The sequence below is a fragment of the uncultured Rikenella sp. genome, from assembly GCF_947628055.1.
In the GTDB taxonomy this organism is placed as follows: Bacteria; Bacteroidota; Bacteroidia; order Bacteroidales; family Rikenellaceae; genus Rikenella.
The window spans coordinates 1-20602 of sequence record NZ_CANQYJ010000038.1; the positions used below are offsets into that span (position 1 = coordinate 1).

Consider the following 20602-nt stretch of genomic DNA (forward strand, 5'->3'; position numbering starts at 1 on the left):
GCGGACGAGACTCGAACTCGCGACCCCCTGCGTGACAGGCAGGTATTCTAACCAGCTGAACTACCGCACCGGACTGCATTCCATCCTGCGGAATGCGACTGCAAATATAAGACCTTTTTCCCTTTCCGCAAACCATCCGGCATTTTTTGCCGAAAAATATTTACTTCACACGGAAAGTCGCCAGCACCCCCTTATGATCCGTCGGCCAGTTCCCGGTCGCAGGCAGCAGGAACGGATCCTGTGACGTTTCGACCATTCGCTGCCCGCGCCGTACCGACCCTTTCGGCCCGAATATCGTAACATCTTTCAGCTTCAAGCGCTTGTCGGGCCGATAAAAAATAAAATCGATCCGCTCCCGTTCGTCCGCCTTAGGCGCCCACAACAGCTGGCTCATCCTGGCCCCCGGACAGTCGGCCGGATAGGTGTACCCCGGATGCGTCACCGGATTGGGGTACTTCACCCGGTAAGAATCCGCATATCCCGCTTCGTCGAGCAGCGTAGCGACCGTCCACGGCACCACCAATCCGCGATGATCCGCACTGTCCTTCGTCGCCTCCGTCCAATCTAAATGCGAAGGCTCGTTGAAGTCCCCGCCCAGGAAAATCAGGTGGCCGGCAGCGGCATCCCTGGCCGCATCCTCGATAAACAGACGGATGGCATCGTCCCGCTGCGAGGCCACATTATCCGCCAGGATACTCTCCAGGTTGGTGTCCGGTTCCGGCAACTCCGCCCACGTGCTCCCGTCATAGCCCCGCACCCGGTAATAGGCGCAGTTCGTATAATCTAAATGGGCAGTGTATACGCTTACTTTCCGACCTTCCGGCAAAACCGCCACCAATTTATACAGGCTGCCGTGGTCGTCCTTTTCCGGAAAGATCGTCACGCTATCCGAGACGGGATATTTGCTGAGCAGCCCCGAATCCTTGCTTTTGAAAGAATAATAAGTCTTTCCTTTCGCCTTGAGCGACTCGACGATCCGGTCGCAAAAACGGGTGTCGTTATAATTCCGCACTTCGCTGAGCATCACGAAATCCGCATCGGCATACGCGATTTCGTCGATCAGGGATTCGTAGCCGCCCGACACCGACGTCCCCTCCTGCCAGATATTGAGTTGCAGCACCTTGATTTCCCGTGCATCGGCCGTTTCCCAGGCCGCACACAGCAGGCAAACCGTCAGAACGAACAATTTCTTTACCATATTCATTTCATCAGTTTGGTTCGTCATGCCTCGGAGAGATGTTCGGCCAGCACTTTCAGACCGATCAATATCAGAATAATCCCCCCGAACAGCCCGGCCCAGTCCCCGAGCCGGCCCCGGCTCCTGCGCCCCAGAAGCAATCCCGCCAGCGACGACAAAAGCGTGACTATAGCGATAATAAACACTGCGACAAGTACATTGACTCCCTGCGATCCGCACGGGACGACCGTCAGCGGCAGCATCGCCATAGCGATTCCCGCCACCAAAGCATCGATGCTCGTGGCGATTCCCAGCATCACGTTCCGCCCCCAAGCGAACGGATTGTCCTGGCTATGTTCTTCGTCCCGGCCGCCGAACGACTCCCGCACCATCCTTCCCCCCAGGAAAAGCAAAAGACAAAACGCGATCCAGTGATCATACGCTTCGATTACCGTCCGCAGACGGGCCGCCATCATCCAGCCGATCAACGGAGTCAGCCCCTGGCACACCCCCATTACGGTCGCGAACCGGAACAATCTCCGCCGCGAACAGGCACAGCACGCCATGCCGCACGAGAGCGATACCGCGAAAGAATCGAAACAGAGACCGACGGCAAACAACAGCAGGGTGATAAAATCCATACAGCGGATCAGACTTTGGAACTGCTAAGCTACGAATTATTCGGGCGTTCCACAAATCCGGCCGCGCAAACCCCAAGGCCGGATAAGGTAGGGTCTATCCTCCGAATCGAAAAGCCCTCAACGGATGCTTCCCAAACTTCAGCCAGTTCCGGATATTCCGCCTGGGCCGATGATAAGAATACGGTGAATTGGCGTACATTTGTATCAAACACACGATAATCATGAAGATCGGTTACGACGCCAAACGCCTCTTTTTCAACGGCAGCGGTCTGGGCAACTACAGCCGCAGCCTGGTGGAAACCGTGGCCCGCCTGCAACCCGAGACCCGAATCGCTCTCTTTTCGCCCAAACCCGGCAACACGCAAGGATTCGTCATGCCGCCGAACGCCGAAGTGCATTGTCCGGCTTCGCCGTTCATCCACGGACCGCTGCGAAGCGTATGGCGCACCTCGCTGCTGGGCCGCGAACTCAAAAAGACGGGGTGCGACCTGTATCATGGCCTGAGCCACGAACTGCCGACCGATATCGGCCGCAGCGGTGTCCGGTCGGTAGTGACCATGCACGACCTGATCTTCGTCCGTTATCCGGAGCTTTACAAACCGGCCGACCGGACGCTTTACACCCATAAGTACAAACGCAGCTGCGAAGCGGCCGACCGCATCATCGCCATCAGCCGGCAAACGCGGGACGACCTGGTGGAGTTCTGGCACATCGATCCGGACAAGATCGACATCGTCTACCAGGGCTGCAACCCGATGTTTTACGATCCGATACCTGTCGAAACGCAGGAAACGGTCAGGCAACGGTACGGATTGCCGGAAGGCCCGTTCATCCTGAGCGTCGGCACGGTCGAGCGGCGCAAGAACCTGATGATCACGGTGCAAGCCATGGCCGAAGGAAAGATTGGCATTCCGCTGGTCGCCTGCGGCCGCCGGACGCCTTATCAAAATGAGATACAGACCTTTGCGGAGGCCAAAGGAATAGGGCACTTGTTCTATTTCCGCAACGACATCCGTTTTTCCGATCTTCCCGCTATTTACCACCTGGCGACCGTGGCCGTCTACGCCTCTGTTTTTGAAGGATTCGGGATACCGATCATCAAGCGCTCAACTGCGGCACGCCGGTCATTACCAGTGCCGGAGGGGTATTCCCGGAGACGGGCGGCGATGCGGCCCTTTATATCGACCCGTACTCGGTCGCCGAAATGCGGAATGCGCTCGAACGGGTGCTGGGTTCCGAAAGCCTGCGCCGCACAATGGCGGAAAAAGGGAGAAAATATGCTTTGAATTTCCGGGAAGAGGCTTGGTTTCCCAACCTGTGGGCGGCGTACACAAAAGCACTCGGCTAAGCTCAGCCGACGACGGTGGTTCCGGAAACCCGATCCCGAATACGAAAATCACTTCACCTCTTCGGCTTTGAAGCCCGCTTCGGCGACGATCCGGATAATCGCATCCGCAGCCATTTCGCTGTTGACCGTCAGCAGTTTCTCCGGAGTCGCCAGATCCAGCGACCATTCGCCCACCGGAACGCCATTCTGTTCCAAAGCTTTTCCGATCTTCGCCGAGCAACCGCCGCATTTCGCGTTCGTTCTGAATTTCTTAGCAGCCATAATTCCAATCTATTTTCAAGTTACAGTTTACTCCATTTAAGCCTCAGGCTGTTCATCACCACCGACACCGAGCTGAAAGCCATCGCCCCGCTGGCCAGCATCGGGTTCAGCAGGATTCCGTATGCCGGATAAAGCACCCCCGCCGCCAGCGGAATGCCGATCAGGTTGTAGACAAACGCCCAAAACAGATTCTGCCGGATCAGCCGCACCGTCTGCCGCGACAACACCACCGCCCGCGCCAGCAGCGTCAGATCCGAGGTCATGAGCGTGACCATCGCCACATCCATGGCAATATCCGTCCCCTTGCCCATCGCGACACTCACATCCGCCTGCGCCAGCGCCTGCGAATCGTTGATCCCGTCCCCCGCCATCGCCACCCGGCGCCCCTGCGACTGCAAATCCTTAATATATCGTTCCTTGTCGTCCGGCATCACCTCCGCCTCGAAATGACCGATTCCCAACTCCGCCGCCACCGCTGCCGCTGTCCGCCACCCATCGCCCGTCAGCATGTGCACCTCGATCCCCTTCCGCTCCAACTCCCGCACCGCTTCGACCGACGTCGGCTTCACCGGATCCGCGATAGCGGCAATCGCCAAAAGTTCCGACCCGCACCCGTACCAGATCACGCTCTTGCCCGCCTCCTGCCACAGCTCCGCCTGCCCAGTCACCGTGTCCGGCATATCCGGCACATATTCCGCCGCCAATCCCCGGCTCCCGACCCAATAATCGGCCCCGCCGACACTCGCTACGATCCCTCTCCCCGTCAGGCTCCGAAAATCGGTCGTCTCCGCCGCCACAACAACCTCCTCATCCGAAAGCGCTGCGACCACGGCGATCGCCAACGGATGCTCCGAACGCTGCTCCGCCGCCAGCAATACCGACTTCAACACCGCCCGCTCCGCCTCCGACGCAAGCCACAGCCAGTCCGTCACCGTAGGCTTCCCCTCGGTCAGCGTCCCCGTCTTGTCCAACACCACCGTATCGATCCGACAGAGGTTTTCCAGCGCAAACGCATCTTTGATCAGGATATGATATTCGGCCGCCTTGCCGATCCCCACCATCAGGGCCGTCGGCGTCGCCAGCCCCAACGCGCACGGACAGGCGATCACCAAGACCGATACCGCCGAAAGCAGAGCATAAGTCAGGCTCGACGATCCCCCTACAATCATCCATACGACGAAAGTCAGAATCGAAATTCCGATGACTGTCGGCACGAAAACCGCGCTCACGCGGTCGACAATGCGCTGCACCGGCGCCTTGCTGCCCTGCGCCTCCTGCACCATCTGCACGATCCGCGCCAACACCGTCCCGGCCCCCACCTCCCGAGCCTCCAGCACGAATGCCCCGCGTTGGTTGATCGTCCCCGCCAGCACCCGATCCCCCGCCGCTTTGCCCACCGGCAGCGGTTCGCCGCTGATCATGCTCTCGTCCACATACGAACTTCCTTCCGAGACGACGCCGTCCACCGGAATCCGTTCACCGGGCCGCACGCTGACGCGATCGCCCGGCTTGAGCTGCGCAATCGGCACTTCCCGCTCCGTACCGTCCGCCTCGACCAGCCGCGCCGATTTCGGCTGCAACCCCATTAATTTACGAATCGCCGACGAAGTGCTCCCCTTGGCCCGCTCTTCCAAGAGCTTGCCCAGCAGCACGAAAGCCACAATCATCGCCGCCGCCTCGTAATACACGTGCGGCTCCAATCCCCGCTCGATCCAGACCTGCGGGAAAAAAGTGTTGAACAGACTGAAAAGAAAGGCAATGGCGGTACTGAGCGCCACCAACGTATCCATATTGGCCCGCCCGTGCCGCACCTGCCGCCAGCCGGTGAGATAGAAACTGCAGCCGAAAACAAACAACACCGGAATCGTCAGCGCCAGCTGCACCCACCCCGACCACCGTTCGTGCATCCAGACCATGCCCGACAGCATCAGCGGCACAGAGAGCGCCCAGGCCCATACCGTCCGCCGCCGAAGCGACAAATAGTGTTTCCGCTGCTCCTGTTCCTGTCGTTCGACAGCGCTGTCTTCCTCAATGATCAGGTCATAGCCGATGGCCTGCACCGCCTCGCGCATCCGTTCGGGCGTGATCTCGGTCGGATCGTACTCGACCTGCAGAGTTTCCGCCGCAAAATTGACCGCCGCCTCCCGAACGCCCGCCAAAGCACGCACCGCGCTCTCGACACTGGCCGCACAGACGGCGCAGCTCATTTCCAATACCGGTATCGTGCGTTTTTCTGTATTTTTCATAACTTCGTGCGATATGCCCACATTGCTTTCGGACAAAAATACGGAAATTCTTCATAGCTTCGCCCCCGTAATCACTGCGGAGAGCCGGGTATTGATTCTCGGCACCATGCCGGGTGTCGCGTCGCTCGAAAAGCAGCAGTATTACGGATTCCCCCACAATGCGTTCTGGCGGATCATGGCGGCGCTGACCGGCACGCCGGCCGTTCCGGAACGTTACGATGAGCGGTTGGAGATGCTGCGCAGCCACCGGATCGCCCTTTGGGACGTTTGCCGCAGCTGCCGGCGGGAGGGAAGCCTCGACAGCAATATCTGCGAAGAAATTCCGAATGATATTCCGGGTCTGCTGGCCGCCCATCCGTCGATCCGAACGGTCGCTTTCAACGGCGGCCCGGCTTTTCGGCTTTTCAAACGGCATATCGGTCTGAAGGGAATGGGAGAGGGTAAGGAGGTGCTCGTTTTGCCGTCCACCAGTCCGGCGAACGCTTCTTGGTCTTACGAGCGGAAACTCGCCGCGTGGGCGGAACTGAAGCGGAAATTATTGTAAGTCGGTTGACCGGTGGAAATAAACAGCCGTACCAAACGGACGATCCGAAACCTGCGAAAACTGCGACAACGCTAAAAGATACCGACCCGTCCCAATAGAAAAACCAGCCCGCCGACCGTGATCCCCGCCGCCGCAGTCCCTATCGTCCATGTCAGCCAAAGCGTCCGTCGCCGCTCCCGCCGGATCGACTGCCGGATTTCTTCCTTGATCTTCGCCAACTCCTCCGGCGCAACCGGTTTCTCCGCCAACATTCCGCGACGCCGGGCATCGCCGATATACATTTTCCGCATATACGCAGCCTTCTCGCGCCTCGACCGGACAGCCGCCCGGTTCGCTTCGCTGCGCTGAATCATATCGAAAACCGTACCCGCGAAACTCATGACAAAACGATTTTTGTTAAATTTAAGCAAAATTCCGTTCTCTTCCCAATCTCCGACCCAATCCGTCACTTTTCAGTCCGGGGCGTTCCGTCCGAATGCCGATGTCCGACTCGCGGCAGCTTCGGGAAAAGTTTCCGGAACCGCACGAGATAACTCCCGATCCGGCCGCCCGATATGATCAGCGTGACGGCTAAGAGAATCAACAGAATCCCGCCGAAAATACGTATCGTAAACGGTTCGCCGAATATCGTCACCCCGAAAAAAACCGCCGTCAGCGGCTCCAGCGCCCCCAGAATAGCCGTCGGCGTGGAACCGATGTACTGGATGGCTTTCGTCGTCGATACGAACGACACGGCGGTGGGCAGCACGGCCAAAGCGACCAGATTGCCCCAATAGTATCCGTGTCCCGGAAACGACAGCGACTGGCCGAAACCGATCCGCACAAGAAAAACGGAAAGCCCGAACAGCAGGACGTAAAACGTCAGCTTGACCGTCGGAATCTCCCGTAAAGAGGGCCGATTCACCCACACCATATAAATCGCATAGGCCAGCGCCGAAACCATCACCAACGACACCCCGGCCGCATTCAGCGTGCCGTCTCCGTCCCCCTGATAAAGCAGTCCGATCCCGAGCAAAGCGAATGCGATGCAGGCCACCGTCACCATCGTCACCTTTTCCCGGAAACAGACCGCCATGATCAACGCCACCATGATCGGATAGACGAAAAGCATCGTCGAGGCGATACCCGCCGCCATATACGTATAACTCAGGAAGAGCGTAAGCGACGAGCAGGCCATCAGGATCCCGAGTGTCGCCAACGGAAAGATCTCCCGTTTGTGTATTTTGAAATCGCGTCCCCGCCACTTAATCATGCCGCCCAGGATCGCCAGAGCCAGCAAATACCGGAAGAACAACACCGAGTCGGCATCCATTCCGTCCGCGTAAAGCGGCAAGGCGAACAGCGGATTCATGCCGTAGGTGGCCGCCGATACGGCCCCGTACAGATAACCTTTAGTCTTGTTATTCATCTTTTTTCTTTCCCAACCGCAAAATTAAACGTTGTTCGGTTATGATATTCGGTCTCGCGCGATATGCCTTCCCGCAGCGTTCCTGCATTTTTTGTACCTAATTTTTCAGTTCGGCTCTGCGCCGGGGGTGCCGCTCGCCGATCTTTTCAGAGCAGAGGCCGTCCATTGGGACAGCCCCGGCCCGCTAAAAATGGGAATGAAATACGATACGGTACAGTTCATCGCGACTGGGGAAGAATCGGCAAAAACAAACGGGGTCTGCTCGAAATAATCGGCGACCCCGTTCCTGCAAATAAAATCCTCCGTTAGTCGTACGCACCCGACTTCAGAATCCCCACCTCGCGCGGCGTCAGGTAGCGCCAGAAGCCCCGCCGCAGTCCCATCTTCGTCAGCCCCGCGAAATAGACCCGGTCTAACTTGACCACTTCGTACCCCAATGCTTCAAACATCCGCCGCACGATCCGGTTGCGTCCCGAATGCAGCTCGACCCCCACTTCCAATCCTTTGTCGTCCACGAAACTGACCTCGTCGGCATGGATCGGCCCATCCTCCAGCTCGATACCATTGACTAACTTTTCCAAATCCGGCTCCGTACACGCCTTGTTCAGAAATACATGATAAATCTTCTTCTTCGCAAAGCTCGGATGGGTCAGCTCTTTGGTCAGATTTCCGTCGTTGGTCAGCAACAGCACCCCCGTCGTATTCTTGTCCAACCGCCCCACCGGGTAGACCCGCTCCCTGCACTCGCCCTTGAGTAGGTCGATCACCGTCCGGTCCGCATGCGGATCCTCCACCGTCGTCACATATCCTTTCGGCTTGTTCAGCAGAATATATACTTTCTTTTCCCCCTTGAGCAATTCGCCGTTCAGGCGCACTTCATCCGTAGCCGGGTGTATCTTCGAGCCGAGCTGATCGACCATGACACCGTTCACCGTCACCTCGCCCGCTTCGATCAGCTGATCCGCCTCGCGCCGCGAGCAAACGCCCGACATGGCGATGAAACGGTTCAACCGCATCTCGTCCGGCATCGCCGGAGCCGCCTCTTCGTACCGGCGCGGTTTCCGTTCCCGCGACTTCGGATACTCCGGCCGATCGCCTTTCTTCCCTTTTTCGGGATCGAAACGAGGTTTGTAGCCGCGATCGTCCCGTCTGTCGAAACGAGGTTTGCCCGATTTCTCGAAACGGGGCTTATACCCGCGCTCCTCCCCGCTGCCCTCCCTTTTTTCAAAACGCGGTTTATATTCACGGACTGCGCGGTTTTCACGATTTCCGTCCGACCGGTCGCTGGAAAACCGGTTATCGTCACTGCGGACAGCGCCTTCGCGGCGGATCCGGAAAAATGAGCGGCCACTGCGGTCATCCCGACCAAACGGACGCTTTTTGTTGGAGTTCTGATTATCCATTTCGTTGCATAGCGGCCCGAGTGTTAAAATTCAGGCACATTTGATTTAAACGTTGCAAAGGTATCCCTTATTTTCTAAATTTGCGTAATTTTTGACAAAACACCGCTATGAAAAGATACGATTTCGACACCTACATTGACCGGATCGGCACCGATTGCGAGAAATACGAAGACCTGCTGCCGGTCTTCGGCACCGACCAAGTGATACCGCTGTGGTTAGCGGATATGGATTTCGCGACGCCCGATTTCGTTGTCGAGGCAATGGAACGGCGGATGAAACACCCGATTTTCGGGTACACTTTCCGCCCGCAGTGCTATTTCGACGCGATCCGCGGCTGGGTGATGCGGCACAGCGGATGGGACATCGAGACTTCGTGGATCGCTTTCTCGCCGGGGGTTGTGGCCGGTGTGACTTTCGGGATGCTGAGCTGCACGAAAGAGGGCGACGGGGTGGTGATCCAGCCGCCGGTCTACCATCCGTTCGGCAACACGATCCGGGCCAACCGCCGCACGGTGCTGAACAATCCGTTAGTACAGGATCCGCAGACCGGCGAATACCGCATCGATTTTGAAGACTTGGACAAGAAATTAGCGCAGGCCAAGGCGTTCATCCTCTGCAACCCGCACAATCCGACGGGACGGGTTTTCACACGCGAAGAACTCTTGCGAATGGGCGAGTTGTGCCGCAAACACGACGTGACGATCATTTCGGACGAGATACACTGCGACTTCATTTTCCGGCCGCACGAACACCTTCATATCGCCTCGCTGAGCGACGACTTGGCGAATCGGACTGTAACGCTTATCGCGCCGAGCAAGAGTTTCAACGTGGCGGGGTTTTCGACGGCGGTGGCCATTGTGCCGAATGCAGAACGCCGGGCGGCTTATCAGGCCGAAGTGGACAAAATCCATATCGAGAACGGGAACATTTTCGGCTCGGTGGCCTTGAAGACCGCTTACGAACAGGGAGATGAGTGGATGGTGCAGGTGGTGGACTATTTGCAGGGCAATATCGATTTCGTGTACGATTTCATGACGGCGAATATTCCGTCGGTAGGGTGTTACAAGCCGGAAGCGACGTTCCTGATGTGGCTCGATTTTCGGGGCTGGGGGATGTCTCAGGCGGAGCTCAACCATTTCCTTGTCTACGAGGCGGGCTTGGGGTTGGGCGACGGCTCGATCTACGGGGTCGAAGGGACGGGCTTCCAACGCTTGAATGTCGGGACGCCCCGCTCGGTATTGCAACGGGCTTTGAACCAGCTGCTCGAGGCGGTGCGGAAACGCGGATTGTAAGGTTCTGCGATGATAGTCGTCGAGCGGATTCCTGTTTTCGGGCAGGAATCTGCTTTTTCATACTCGTGTCGCCAGTGACTGCGAGTGCTTCAGCGGAAATCGATTTTTTAATCGAAGGGTTAATCTTTCGGAGCGGACGACCTTATGGTTAAATAGTAAAGAAACTGCGACCTGCGGTCGCACGGGCCGGACGCCGCCCAACGGGAGGCCCGCAACTCGGCGGTGCTCGTTGCGTTCTCTCCCGGGCGTCCGACCCGGTACTATTCAGAATCATTCATTACCCACGCGCCGGAGGAAACTCGGTTCGGCTGCGATCTCTCTATGACAGGCCGGAGCCACCCCGGGCAGAGGCCTGGTGCCGCTCGGCACGCGAGCCGGGCTGTAACTATCCTTTCTTGGCCGGAGCCAGCGGGGCCGGATAACGAGCTCTGCGAGTTGCAGGCCTCCGCAGCGGGGTGGCTCCGGCCCATTTTGTAAAAAAACTATTTCATTCCGCGCGCTGACGGAAATCTTGTTCAAAAGCGCAAGCTGCTTTGGAACGATTTCCTACTCCAGCCGTCGCGCACAGGTGCCGTCAGGCACTCGAACCAGACTGTAACGTCCCCCAACTCCGCAGACTGCGGGTTCTTCATTAACCATAAGTTTTGTGCGTGTTCAGTATAGAACAGTTCTCTTTGTTCACAAAGAGAACTGTTCCCTCCCAAACACATGCAATAAAACTATGCGTGCCGCCTTGTATTCCAACAAGGCGGCACGCACGCAACGTCAGGCCTCCCCAAGCCCCTACATGCACTTTTTCAACAGCAGATCCATATCCCGTTTGAGCTGGGCGAGGTCTTTCATCCACGACTCGAGATCCTCCTCGTGTTCCAACTCATCGTTCAGGATTTCGACCGCCATCTGGTAAGTCGCATAATCCTTTCCGATCGTCATATCCGCCAGACTTTGGTAACGCTGGATCGCACAGCGTTCGCTTTTCAGATTCTGCATCAGAATCATCTCCACATACGGATCGGTCGGCGCCTCGTAAGCGCATTTGGCCAAGGTGAACCACTCTTTCGGATCCAGAATCGGGGTACCTTCGAGTTGAATGATGCGCGTCGCCAGTTTTTCTGCATGCCCCAGCTCTTCGTTCGCGTGAGTCAGCAGCTCCGGTTCGATCGCCGTGCGCTGCGGCCCCTCCATGATCCGCGCGCCGATCCAGTATTGATAGTAGGCCAGCCACTCTTCGGCCAGAGCGGCATTCAGTTTCGAGAGCAGTTCGTTCACGTCCAGTTTGGAAATTTCCACGGCATTTTTTCCCATGACAATCTAATTTTTAAGGGTTTGAAAGGATTGATTTTGCCGAATCACGATGCAAGACCCGTGCCGTTCCTTTCATTCTGCGGAACAATTTTTCTGGTTTTTTCCGAAAATAAGGCGTAACTTCGATCCGTTTTTTCCGACAAGACACACTAACCAACTCTATATCAAAACCAATCGACATGATCAAAACAATCCGAGCGATCTCGCTGGCCGTCATGGCGGCGGGAATCTCCTGCTGGGCAGGCGAAGCGGCGGCCAAAGCGCCGAAAATGAAACATGTGGTGATGATCGGCAGCGACGGCTTCAGTGCCGAAGTGGTCAAAGCCCACCCCGGCCAATTCCCGAATTTAGAACGCATGATGCAAGACGGGTCTTATACGCTGGAGGCACGGAGCGTGCTGCCGTCGTCGAGCGCCATCAACTGGGCCACCCTGCTGATGGGCGCCGGGTCGGAGATGCACGGATTCACGGAGTGGGGGAGTAAGACCCCGGAAGTGGAACCGGCTTACGTAGACCCGGAATACGGCCTGTTTCCCGGGATTTTCGGCACCGTGCGCCGCCAGATGCCGGATGCCGTGACCGGCGTCGTTTATTCGTGGGACGGGATCGGCTACCTGTTCGAGAAAGCGGCCGTCGATTTCGTCCGGTCTACCCAGGACGATGACGACGAAGCGACGCGGATTTTCTGCGACTTCCTCCGGGAGAAACAGCCGACTTTTTCGTTCATGTATATCAGCGAACCCGACCACACCGGCCATACGCAAGGCTGGATGTCGCCGGAATACCTCAAATCCTGTCAGAAAGTCGATTCGTTAGTAGGGGTCATTTACGACTGCGTGCGGGAAAATATGGACATGAAATCGACCGCCGTTATCTTCACCTCCGACCACGGCGGCAAAGGGACGGCACACGGCGGGAAATCCATGAACGAGATGCAGGTGCCGTATATCATCGTCGGGCGCGGTATTCCGGCCAACCACAAAATCGAACGCATCGTCATGAAATACGACAACGCACCGACGATCGCGGATATGCTGCGGATCGAAGCGCCGGAACAGTGGTACGGCAAATCTATCCTGCGGTAATTCATTCCCCGCTCGATACGAAAAGGCCGGAGCAATGAAATGCTCCGGCCTTTTTTGCATTTCCGGCTTGGTTTGTTACTCGGCTTTGAGTGAAATCGGCCGGATGGGCTATTGCCGCCCTCTTTGTACCCCACATTGCGGCCATGCGCCGGCAAGCTCAGTCCCTTAAAACATATATTAAAGGTATTGCTCAACAGCGGTGAAGCAGGTGTCCCAAAAGGAGATAAAAGAGTCTGATTTATAAATACTTTTGGCCGGACAGCATGCTGTCCGGCCAAAAGCAGGATTGTACCGCAATAGAGCGGAAAAGTTAGAAAATCGGATACTTAACGAAAACCTCGATCGCCTGGTATTCCGCCATCCCGAGCTTATCGTACAGCTGCGCCGTGGCCTGCGTCCGATCCTCTGCCCGTTCCCAGAACTCCCGTTTGTCATCCCCCGGGAACGGCACAATATCCTTCTGCGACAAATGCCGATAGATCGCATGCCGTTTCTTGATCACTTCGTCCGGGCTCAGCGGCACGGCCATGTCCACCATATCCAGATCCCACTCCTGCCATGCCCCGCGATAGAGCCACATCACGCAGTCGTTCAGCCATTTATCCCCTTCCTGTTTAATCTGGTTCACAGCAGCCAGCACGATCTCGATGCAAACCCGGTGCGTGCCGTGCGGGTCCGACAGGTCGCCGGCGGCATAGATCTGATGCGGCTGAATCTTCCGCAGCAGGTCGATCACAATATCGATGTCCGCCTGAGAAATCGCCCCTTTCTTCACCGAACCGGTTTCATAGAACGGCAGGTTCAGGAAATGCACATTGGTATCGTCGTTCAAGCCGAAGCTGCGGTCGGCCGCCCGTGCCTCGCCCCGACGAATAGAGCCCTTGAACTTCCTGAGCTCCAGCGGTTCCGGCTGCCCCTTCACCTTGCTCTGGATCAACTGTTTGAAGTGTTCGTACTTGTCCTCGAACCCGCATTCGCGCGCCGTATCCAAAGTCTGAAGCACCACATCGTCATGTACCGCGATATTCCCCGAGGTCTGATAAGCCACGTGCACATCATGCCCCTGATCCACCAACCGAATGAAAGTCCCCCCCATGGAAATCACGTCGTCGTCCGGGTGCGGACTGAAGATCACCACGCGTTTCGGGAACGGGAACGAACGCGCCGGACGGGTCGAATCGTCCGCATTCGGCTTTCCTCCCGGCCAGCCCGAAATGGTGTGCTGCAAGTCGTTGAACACCTGAATGTTGATCTTGTCGTAGGTCTGTCCCGTCTCTTCGATCAACTGCCCCAGACTGTTGTCGATATAGTCCTGGTAAGTCACCTTGAGAATCGGCTTGTTGACTTTCCGGCACAGCCACAGCACCGCCTTGCGAATGAACCGGTTCGTCCACACGCAAGTCCCCACCAGCCACGGCGTAGCCACGCGTGTCAGGTGCGACGCTGCGTCCTCGTCCAGCACCACTTCGACATTGCTGTGGTTCTGCAAGTAAGAAGCCGGAATCGCCGCATCCACAGTGCCTTCGATGACCTTGGCGGCCACCTCCGACTTGTCCTCGCCCCAGCCGATCAGCATGATGCGCTTGGCCTGCATAATGGTCGCAATCCCCACCGTCAAAGCCCGCGCCGGCACATTTTCAATCCCGTAGAACAACGACGCCACCATTTTCCGCGAAGCATTGCTCAAAGCCACCACGCGCGTCCCGGTGTTCTGATATGTCCCCGCCTCGTTCAAAGCCACCTGCCCCTGGTCGCCCATCCCGAGCAGCAGGATGTCGATACCGCCCGCTTCATGGATAGCCGCCTCGTATTTCTTGCAGTATCCGCTCACCTGATCCGCCGGCACGGTTCCGTCCAAAGTATGCACCTGCGCAGCCGGAACGTCCACTTGGTTGATGAGTTCCTCGTACAGCGAATAGGTGTAGCTCTGCTGTTCGGTCGGATTGATCGGATAGAACTCGAACAGGGTGAAGATCACCACATTTTTGAAGCTCAACCCTTCATTTTTATGTCTGCGCACCAATTCGCGGTACACGCCGATCGGCGATTTGCCCGCCGTCAAGGCCAGCACACATTTCTCGCCCGCGGCAGCTTTTGCCTTGATCGCTTCGGCGATCTCCGCCGCCACGCGGAATGCACCGTCCTCTGCCGTTGCAGCGATGTAGGTCGGAATACGCTCGAACCGAGTGATAATATCCAGCGGTTCGGCCCCTTTCTTAAGGCCCCCTTCGGTTTTGAGTTTGTAGTTCGTACTCATAATAGCGGTTATTTTGTTTATTTTTTTGATGTTTCGTCGATAATCATCCCGAAAGCCTGGCCCATCGTCAGCCCCGCCGCACGCCACTGCTGCGGCACGATACTGGCCGTACTCATCCCCGGCGTGGTGTTGACTTCGATAAAATACGGCTCTCCCGTTTTCCGATCGACAATGAAATCGATCCGCACCACCCCCCTGCACCCCAACGTATGGTAAGCCGTCGCCGTCGCTTGATTAAGCGCGCGCACGGCCTCCTGAGGCAGTACCGCCGGCGTCACCTCGCGACACGCCCCCGCCGTATATTTCGCCTCGAAGTCGAAAAATTCGTTTTCCGTAATCAACTCCGTCACCGGCAGTATCCACTCTTTCCCGTCGATCACCATCATTCCGCAGCTCACCTCGCGCCCGTCCACGAACTGCTCCAGCATCACCGCATCGCTCTCCCGGAACGCCGCCTCGATAGCCCGCATAACGGTTTCCGGAGAAAAAGCATCCGCCTTGATCTTGGTCACCCCGAAGCTGCTCCCGCTGGCATTCGGCTTGATAAAGAACGGCAAACCGAGTTCCTTGACGATAACCTCCGCCGCCGGTATCGGTTCTCCTTTGTGCAGGAGGATTTCCCGCGCCAAACGGATCCCCGGTTTACCCCGCAAAGCCAGTTTGCAGAGCGACTTGTTGAACGTCAAAGCCGAAACCTCCGCCGAACAAGTGGAGTAGGGTATCCCCATGAGTTCGAAATACCCCTGCAAAATTCCGTTCTCGCCCGGCGTCCCGTGTATCTGGATCAAGGCATAATCGAACTTGACGCGCCGCCCCGTATGATCGGTAAAGCTGAAATCGTTCAGGTCGACCGGCAGCACCGCCCCTTCCGGAGAGGCATCCGACGGGTTCACCCGCCACCTCCCGTGCCGGAGCACTACCAAATAAGGGTCAAACAGATTCCGGTCCAAACAACCGTAGACCTGCGCCCCGCTCTTATACGAGATCACATCTTCGGAAGAATCCCCTCCCGCAATGACGGCAATAATCTTTTTTCGCGGCATATCTGAAGTTCAGTGTCCCTCCGAGACAACATGCCTCCGATGAGAGACCTTGTATTCTACAAATTTATAGATTTTTTATTATATCTTTATCCAATATTTGACCAAAATCGGCAACAAGGATGGAAACGCCTGTGACAAAACTCTTTAACATAGAATTCCCCGTCGTCTCGGGCGGCATGGTCTGGTGCAGCGGGTGGCGGTTGGCCGCAGCCGTGTCGGCCGCAGGTGGACTGGGACTGATCGGGGCGGGGTCGATGCACCCGGAGACGCTGGCCGAACATATCGCCAAAACCCGTGCGGCACTGGCCGGGACAGGCCGGCCGTTCGGGGTGAACGTGCCGCTGTTTTACCCGGAGATCGAGAAAATCATCGGAATCCTCATAAATGAAAAGGTACCGGTCGTTTTCACCTCGGGCGGTAATCCGGCCCTCTATACGGAACGGCTGAAGTCGGCAGGGATTACCGTGGCGCACGTGGTAGCTTCGGCCCGTTTCGCCCGCAAAGCGGAAGCGGCGGGGGTGGATGCTGTCGTCGCCGAGGGGTTCGAGGCGGGGGGACACAACGGGCGCGAAGAAATCACGACCATGACCCTGATCCCTCAGGTTCGGGCTGTGACGAAGCTGCCTTTGCTGGCCGCAGGGGGGATTGCGACGGGGCGGGGGATGCTGGCGACTATGGCTTTGGGCGCCGACGGGGTGCAGATGGGAACCCGGTTCGCACTGTCGCAGGAGTCGTCGGCTCACGAAGCGTTCAAAAATCTCTGCACCACGATCGGCGAAGGAGATACCATGCTATGCCTCAAAAAGTTAAGTCCGGTTCGGATGATCCGGAACGACTTTTACCGACAGGTGGCGGAGGCGGAGGCGCGGGGGGCTTCGGCGGAAGAGTTGCGGGAGCTGTTAGGTGCAAAACGCTCGAAACGAGGCATTTTCGAGGGCAATTTGCAAGAAGGAGAACTGGAGATAGGACAGATCGCCTCGCTGATCCGCAAAATCGAGCCGGTAGCGGACATTATGCAAAACATCGCGAATGAATTGCGCGAAGCGGTGAAGGAGGTGCGGCAATGGGAAATCTGACGCGCCAGGCGCTGGAATTGTATATAGTAACCGACCGGATTTTGTCGCTCGGGCGGCCGCTGACCGAAATCGTCCGCGCGGCGGTGGAGGGGGGAGCGACGATGGTGCAGCTGCGCGAGAAGGAATGCGACACGCGGCAATTTATCGAACTGGGGCGAACGATACACGCACTCACACATGCGGCAGGGATTCCGCTGATAATCAATGATCGGGCGGATATTGCTCTCGCGGTCGGCGCCGAGGGGCTGCACATCGGACAACACGACATGGCTTATGCCGACGCGAGGCGCATCATGGGGCCGGAGGCGATTATCGGCCTTTCGGTCGAAAACGAGGAACAAGCGCAGGAATGCCTGTCGCTCAGCGGATTAGACTACATCGGAGCCAGTCCCGTTTTTTCGACGCCGACCAAAACGGATACCGCACCGGCACTGGGGTTGGACGGTCTTCGGAACATACGGCATAGGGTCGGGCCGGAAATGCCGGTCGTGGCGATCGGAGGGATTAACCTTTCCAATATTCGGGATGTGATCCGCGCCGGAGCGGATGGGGCGGCGGTGGTGAGCGCCATTTGCTCGGCGGCTTCCCCGGCCGGGGCGACTGCGGAACTGCTGTCCGCCGTAAAAGAAGCGAAACGATGAAAATCAACGAGATAGGGGAATTCGGGCTGATCGGGCGGATCGCAGAGCGCTTTAAGAGCCTGATTCCGCAGGGGTGGGAGGGGATCGGCGACGACTGTGCGGTGATCCCGTGGGGAAACGACCGGTCGCTGGCGGTCACCACCGACCTGCTGGTCGAGAATGTTCACTTCCTGCGTGAACGGATCACGCCTTATGACTTGGGGTACAAATCATTGGCGGTCAATTTGAGCGACGTGGCGGCGATGGGGGCCAAACCGGTCGCTACCTTCCTGAGCCTCGGGCTGCCGGCCGGCACGGTCGGAGTAGAGTGGTGCGACGCTTTTTTCGAGGGGTATCGTTCATTCGGGGTGCCGCTGTTGGGAGGGGATACTACCTCGTCTCCGGAAGGGATTGTCATTAACATCACGGTCTTGGGCCTGGCAGAGAACTGGCGCATCAAGCGGCGAAATGCGGCACGGGCCGGAGATCTGATTGCCGTGACGGGACCGCTGGGGGATTCGGCGGCTGGCTTGCAGGCCATTTTGCAGCATCTGCCGCCCGATGCCGATACCGAAGAGCTGATCCGGCGACACCACTGTCCGCGGCCCCACTTGGCGGAAGGGGAATGGCTGGGAGCGCAGGAAAGCGTCCGTGCCATGATGGATGTGTCGGACGGCGTGGCCTCGGATTTGCTCCATATCCTGCGGGCTTCTTCGTTGGCGGCGACGGTGCGGGCGAACGACATTCCCGTTTCGCCTCTATTGCGGAAAACGGCGGCCCGGAAAGGATGGGACGTTCTGGAAATGGCCTTGGCGGGAGGAGAAGACTATGTGCTGCTGCTAACGGTCGATCCGGCCCATATAAACGACCTGCAAAAACGGTTCGCGGAACGTTTCGGCCATCCGTTATATGTAATCGGAGAGTGCCGGACGGGAGACCCGGAAATCAGTTATCGGGACACTGCCAGTCATTTTACAGGCTTTAAACACTTCTGATTCCGAAAAAAAGATGAAAAGGATTCTGACTATAGCAGGCTCGGACAGCGGCGGAGGCGCAGGCATCCAGGCGGACATCAAGACCATTTCGGCCTTAGGCTGCTATGCGTCGAGCGCCGTCACGGCTGTGACGGCACAGAACACGCTCGGCGTTACGGCGGTGGAGCCGCTTTCGACGGATATGATCGAGAAACAGATTCGGGCGGTGCTGGACGACATCGGTGCGGATGCGATCAAGATCGGCATGCTGGCCACGGCGGAGATCGTGGAGCTGGTCGCTTCGCTGATGAAAGAGTACGAACCTCCTTTTATTGTGCTCGATCCGGTGCTGGTCGCGACTTCGGGCGACGTGCTGACCGGCGGAAGCGCAGCCGAGGCGATCATCACCTGGCTGATGCCGTTGGCCACGGTCGTCACGCCCAACATTCCGGAAGCGGAGCGGCTTACCGGTCTCCACATCGTTTCGGAGGCGGATTATGGGCCGGTGTGGGAGGCGTTTCGACAGCAGGGGGCCAGAGCCTTGCTGCTCAAAGGGGGACACCTGTCGAGTGACGAGCTGACTGACACGCTGTTCACCGTCCGGGAACAGTCGCCGCACATTTATACGCACCGAAGGATCGACACGAAAAACACCCACGGAACAGGCTGCACGCTTTCTTCGGCCATCGCCTGCCATCTGGCGCAAGGCCATCCGCTTGCCCGTGCGGTGGGGCATGCCACGGACTTTATCCATCGGGCGATCGAGGCGGGGCAAGACCTGCACATTGGCGAAGGACACGGCCCGGTAGATCATTTTTTCCGCTACCGCCAAAACCGATAAGGGAAATCATGCAGGCATGACAGATACCCCGGCAAATAGCTTATCTTTGCAGGGCAGGTTATGATGAAAATCGACCGACTCTTTTCCAACCGGAACCTTATTATCCTCGCGACATTGGCTTTTGTCGCGTGGGTGCTTTTTTTCGACCGGAACAATTACCTCGATTCCCAGGCACTGGACCGGAAAATCCGGGAATTGGAAAGCGAAAAAGCTTTTTATCTTCATAAGCTCCGGGAAGACAGCACCGTGATCGCAGGGTTGAAAGACAGTGCGTTTTTGGAGCGTTTCGCCCGCGAAAACTTCCTGATGCGCCGCTCCGGCGAAGAGATTTACCTGATCGACGAACTCTAACACCGTACTCGCGACCGGAAACCGGAAAGACAACCTTACGCCAGCCGGTTAACCTTCGGTGCATTCCCAGTTTCCCAAGCCCCGGCCCCGGTGCCGCACACGCCGTCTTATACCAAAAGACGTCCTCCCACGATCGTTTGCCGGATTTCGATATCGTCGTCGAAAACAATCAGGTCGGCATCCATCCCCCGCCGGATCATCCCCTTCCGATCGTCGATCCCCATGATCCGCGCCGGCGTCCCGGAAGCCATCCGCACCGCATCCGCGAGCGGCACCTCCGCCTCCCGCACCATCGTCCGGAGCAGCCGAATCCCCGTCGCGATACTCCCCGCAATCGCCGACCGGTCGGCCAACTTGCACACCCCGTCTTCGATAATCAGCCGGGAATCCAGGACATCCCCCGTACCGCCGCCGCAAGCCGCCGCCGACATCGCATCCGTCACCAACGCCACCCGTTCCGGCCCCTTGATCCGATACACGAGCTGCAAGATAGCCGGCGGCACGTGGATCCCGTCCGCAATCACTTCGACCGTCATCTCCGGCACCAAGTAAACCCCCTCGACCGTCCCCGCCCGCTTGTAAATCCCCTCCTTGTGCACCGCCGTCATCGCATTATAAAAATGGGTCGCATGACTGAAACCCGCCTCCCGCGCCTGCTTCACCACCGGATAGTCCGCCGTCGTATGGGCCAGCGAGACCACCACGCCCCGCATGGAAGCATACCGCCCGA

The 20602-nt window shown here is 57.7% G+C and carries 20 protein-coding genes and 1 pseudogene; 10 read left to right on the forward strand and 11 right to left on the reverse strand.

Features of this window, described 5'->3' with window-relative positions:
- Window positions 1–160: 160 nt before the first annotated feature.
- Complete coding sequence (locus Q0Z93_RS05140; RefSeq protein WP_298063351.1) at window positions 161–1198, reverse strand: endonuclease/exonuclease/phosphatase family protein; 1038 nt, start codon at window positions 1196–1198, stop codon at window positions 161–163.
- Between the two features lie 23 nt (window positions 1199–1221).
- On the reverse strand, window positions 1222–1818 hold the full coding sequence (locus tag Q0Z93_RS05145; RefSeq protein ID WP_298063353.1) for a manganese efflux pump MntP family protein: 597 nt from the start codon (window positions 1816–1818) through the stop codon (window positions 1222–1224).
- A 221-nt stretch (window positions 1819–2039) separates the two neighbouring features.
- On the opposite strand from Q0Z93_RS05145, the pseudogene Q0Z93_RS05150 reads away from it, so the two are divergent.
- Together Q0Z93_RS05150 and Q0Z93_RS10130 are read left to right on the forward strand one after the other, a co-directional pair.
- Window positions 2040–2906 (forward strand): annotated as a pseudogene (locus tag Q0Z93_RS05150) (glycosyltransferase family 1 protein); the annotation flags it as partial.
- A 38-nt stretch (window positions 2907–2944) separates the two neighbouring features.
- The gene (locus Q0Z93_RS10130; protein WP_363291506.1) at window positions 2945–3166 is read left to right on the forward strand and encodes a hypothetical protein; all 222 of its coding nucleotides are present in this window, start codon (window positions 2945–2947) and stop codon (window positions 3164–3166) included.
- A 48-nt stretch (window positions 3167–3214) separates the two neighbouring features.
- On the opposite strand, the gene Q0Z93_RS05155 is transcribed toward Q0Z93_RS10130, so the two are convergent.
- Together Q0Z93_RS05155 and Q0Z93_RS05160 are read right to left on the reverse strand one after the other, a co-directional pair.
- The gene (locus Q0Z93_RS05155) at window positions 3215–3427 is read right to left on the reverse strand and encodes a cation transporter (RefSeq protein ID WP_298063357.1); all 213 of its coding nucleotides are present in this window, start codon (window positions 3425–3427) and stop codon (window positions 3215–3217) included.
- Window positions 3428–3447: 20 nt separating this feature from the next.
- The gene (locus Q0Z93_RS05160) at window positions 3448–5673 is read right to left on the reverse strand and encodes a heavy metal translocating P-type ATPase (protein ID WP_298063360.1); all 2226 of its coding nucleotides are present in this window, start codon (window positions 5671–5673) and stop codon (window positions 3448–3450) included.
- A gap of 13 nt (window positions 5674–5686) precedes the next feature.
- Between Q0Z93_RS05160 and Q0Z93_RS05165 the strand changes: the two genes are divergently transcribed.
- Complete coding sequence (locus tag Q0Z93_RS05165; RefSeq protein ID WP_298063363.1) at window positions 5687–6217, forward strand: DNA-deoxyinosine glycosylase; 531 nt, start codon at window positions 5687–5689, stop codon at window positions 6215–6217.
- Between the two features lie 71 nt (window positions 6218–6288).
- Here the strand turns inward: Q0Z93_RS05165 and Q0Z93_RS05170 are convergent, their stop codons facing one another.
- From Q0Z93_RS05170 to Q0Z93_RS05180, 3 genes are all read right to left on the reverse strand, one after another.
- On the reverse strand, window positions 6289–6597 hold the full coding sequence (locus Q0Z93_RS05170; protein WP_298063365.1) for a hypothetical protein: 309 nt from the start codon (window positions 6595–6597) through the stop codon (window positions 6289–6291).
- A gap of 65 nt (window positions 6598–6662) precedes the next feature.
- Complete coding sequence (locus tag Q0Z93_RS05175) at window positions 6663–7625, reverse strand: DMT family transporter (RefSeq protein WP_298063366.1); 963 nt, start codon at window positions 7623–7625, stop codon at window positions 6663–6665.
- Window positions 7626–7930: 305 nt separating this feature from the next.
- Window positions 7931–9028, reverse strand: coding sequence for a pseudouridine synthase (locus tag Q0Z93_RS05180; protein ID WP_298063368.1), 1098 nt, complete (start codon window positions 9026–9028; stop codon window positions 7931–7933).
- A 107-nt stretch (window positions 9029–9135) separates the two neighbouring features.
- Here Q0Z93_RS05180 and Q0Z93_RS05185 point away from each other — a divergent pair, with 107 nt between their 5' ends.
- Window positions 9136–10320, forward strand: a complete 1185-nt coding sequence (locus tag Q0Z93_RS05185; protein WP_298063369.1) for a PatB family C-S lyase — start codon at window positions 9136–9138, stop codon at window positions 10318–10320.
- A 783-nt stretch (window positions 10321–11103) separates the two neighbouring features.
- Here Q0Z93_RS05185 and Q0Z93_RS05190 read toward each other — a convergent pair.
- Window positions 11104–11625, reverse strand: a complete 522-nt coding sequence (locus Q0Z93_RS05190) for a ferritin-like domain-containing protein (RefSeq protein WP_298063371.1) — start codon at window positions 11623–11625, stop codon at window positions 11104–11106.
- A gap of 179 nt (window positions 11626–11804) precedes the next feature.
- On the opposite strand from Q0Z93_RS05190, the gene Q0Z93_RS05195 reads away from it, so the two are divergent.
- Window positions 11805–12710, forward strand: coding sequence for an alkaline phosphatase (locus Q0Z93_RS05195; protein ID WP_298063372.1), 906 nt, complete (start codon window positions 11805–11807; stop codon window positions 12708–12710).
- Between the two features lie 310 nt (window positions 12711–13020).
- Here the strand turns inward: Q0Z93_RS05195 and Q0Z93_RS05200 are convergent, their stop codons facing one another.
- Entirely contained in the window at window positions 13021–14967 is a 1947-nt protein-coding gene (locus tag Q0Z93_RS05200) for a 6-phosphogluconolactonase (protein ID WP_298063375.1), read from the reverse strand.
- A gap of 17 nt (window positions 14968–14984) precedes the next feature.
- Window positions 14985–16010, reverse strand: a complete 1026-nt coding sequence (locus Q0Z93_RS05205; RefSeq protein ID WP_298063377.1) for a D-alanine--D-alanine ligase family protein — start codon at window positions 16008–16010, stop codon at window positions 14985–14987.
- Between the two features lie 119 nt (window positions 16011–16129).
- Between Q0Z93_RS05205 and Q0Z93_RS05210 the strand changes: the two genes are divergently transcribed.
- Genes Q0Z93_RS05210 through Q0Z93_RS05230 form a run of 5 tightly spaced genes read left to right on the forward strand, consistent with a single transcriptional unit; the run spans window position 16130 to window position 19872 of the window.
- Window positions 16130–17086: a nitronate monooxygenase gene (locus tag Q0Z93_RS05210; RefSeq protein WP_298063379.1), complete on the forward strand. Its 957-nt coding sequence runs from the start codon at window positions 16130–16132 to the stop codon at window positions 17084–17086.
- Complete coding sequence (gene thiE / locus Q0Z93_RS05215; protein ID WP_298063381.1) at window positions 17074–17727, forward strand: thiamine phosphate synthase; 654 nt, start codon at window positions 17074–17076, stop codon at window positions 17725–17727. The genes Q0Z93_RS05210 and thiE overlap by 13 nt, the downstream gene beginning before the upstream one ends.
- Window positions 17724–18701 (forward strand): thiamine-phosphate kinase, encoded by a 978-nt coding sequence (gene thiL, locus Q0Z93_RS05220; protein ID WP_298063384.1) that lies wholly within the window; start codon window positions 17724–17726, stop codon window positions 18699–18701. Before thiE ends, thiL begins: the two co-directional genes overlap by 4 nt.
- A gap of 13 nt (window positions 18702–18714) precedes the next feature.
- Window positions 18715–19521, forward strand: coding sequence for a bifunctional hydroxymethylpyrimidine kinase/phosphomethylpyrimidine kinase (gene thiD / locus Q0Z93_RS05225; protein WP_298063385.1), 807 nt, complete (start codon window positions 18715–18717; stop codon window positions 19519–19521).
- Between the two features lie 60 nt (window positions 19522–19581).
- Window positions 19582–19872: a hypothetical protein gene (locus Q0Z93_RS05230; RefSeq protein ID WP_298063387.1), complete on the forward strand. Its 291-nt coding sequence runs from the start codon at window positions 19582–19584 to the stop codon at window positions 19870–19872.
- A gap of 107 nt (window positions 19873–19979) precedes the next feature.
- Here the strand turns inward: Q0Z93_RS05230 and Q0Z93_RS05235 are convergent.
- Window positions 19980–20602, reverse strand: a 623-nt coding sequence (locus tag Q0Z93_RS05235) for an amidohydrolase family protein (RefSeq protein WP_298063389.1), incomplete at its 5' end; no start/stop codon positions are given.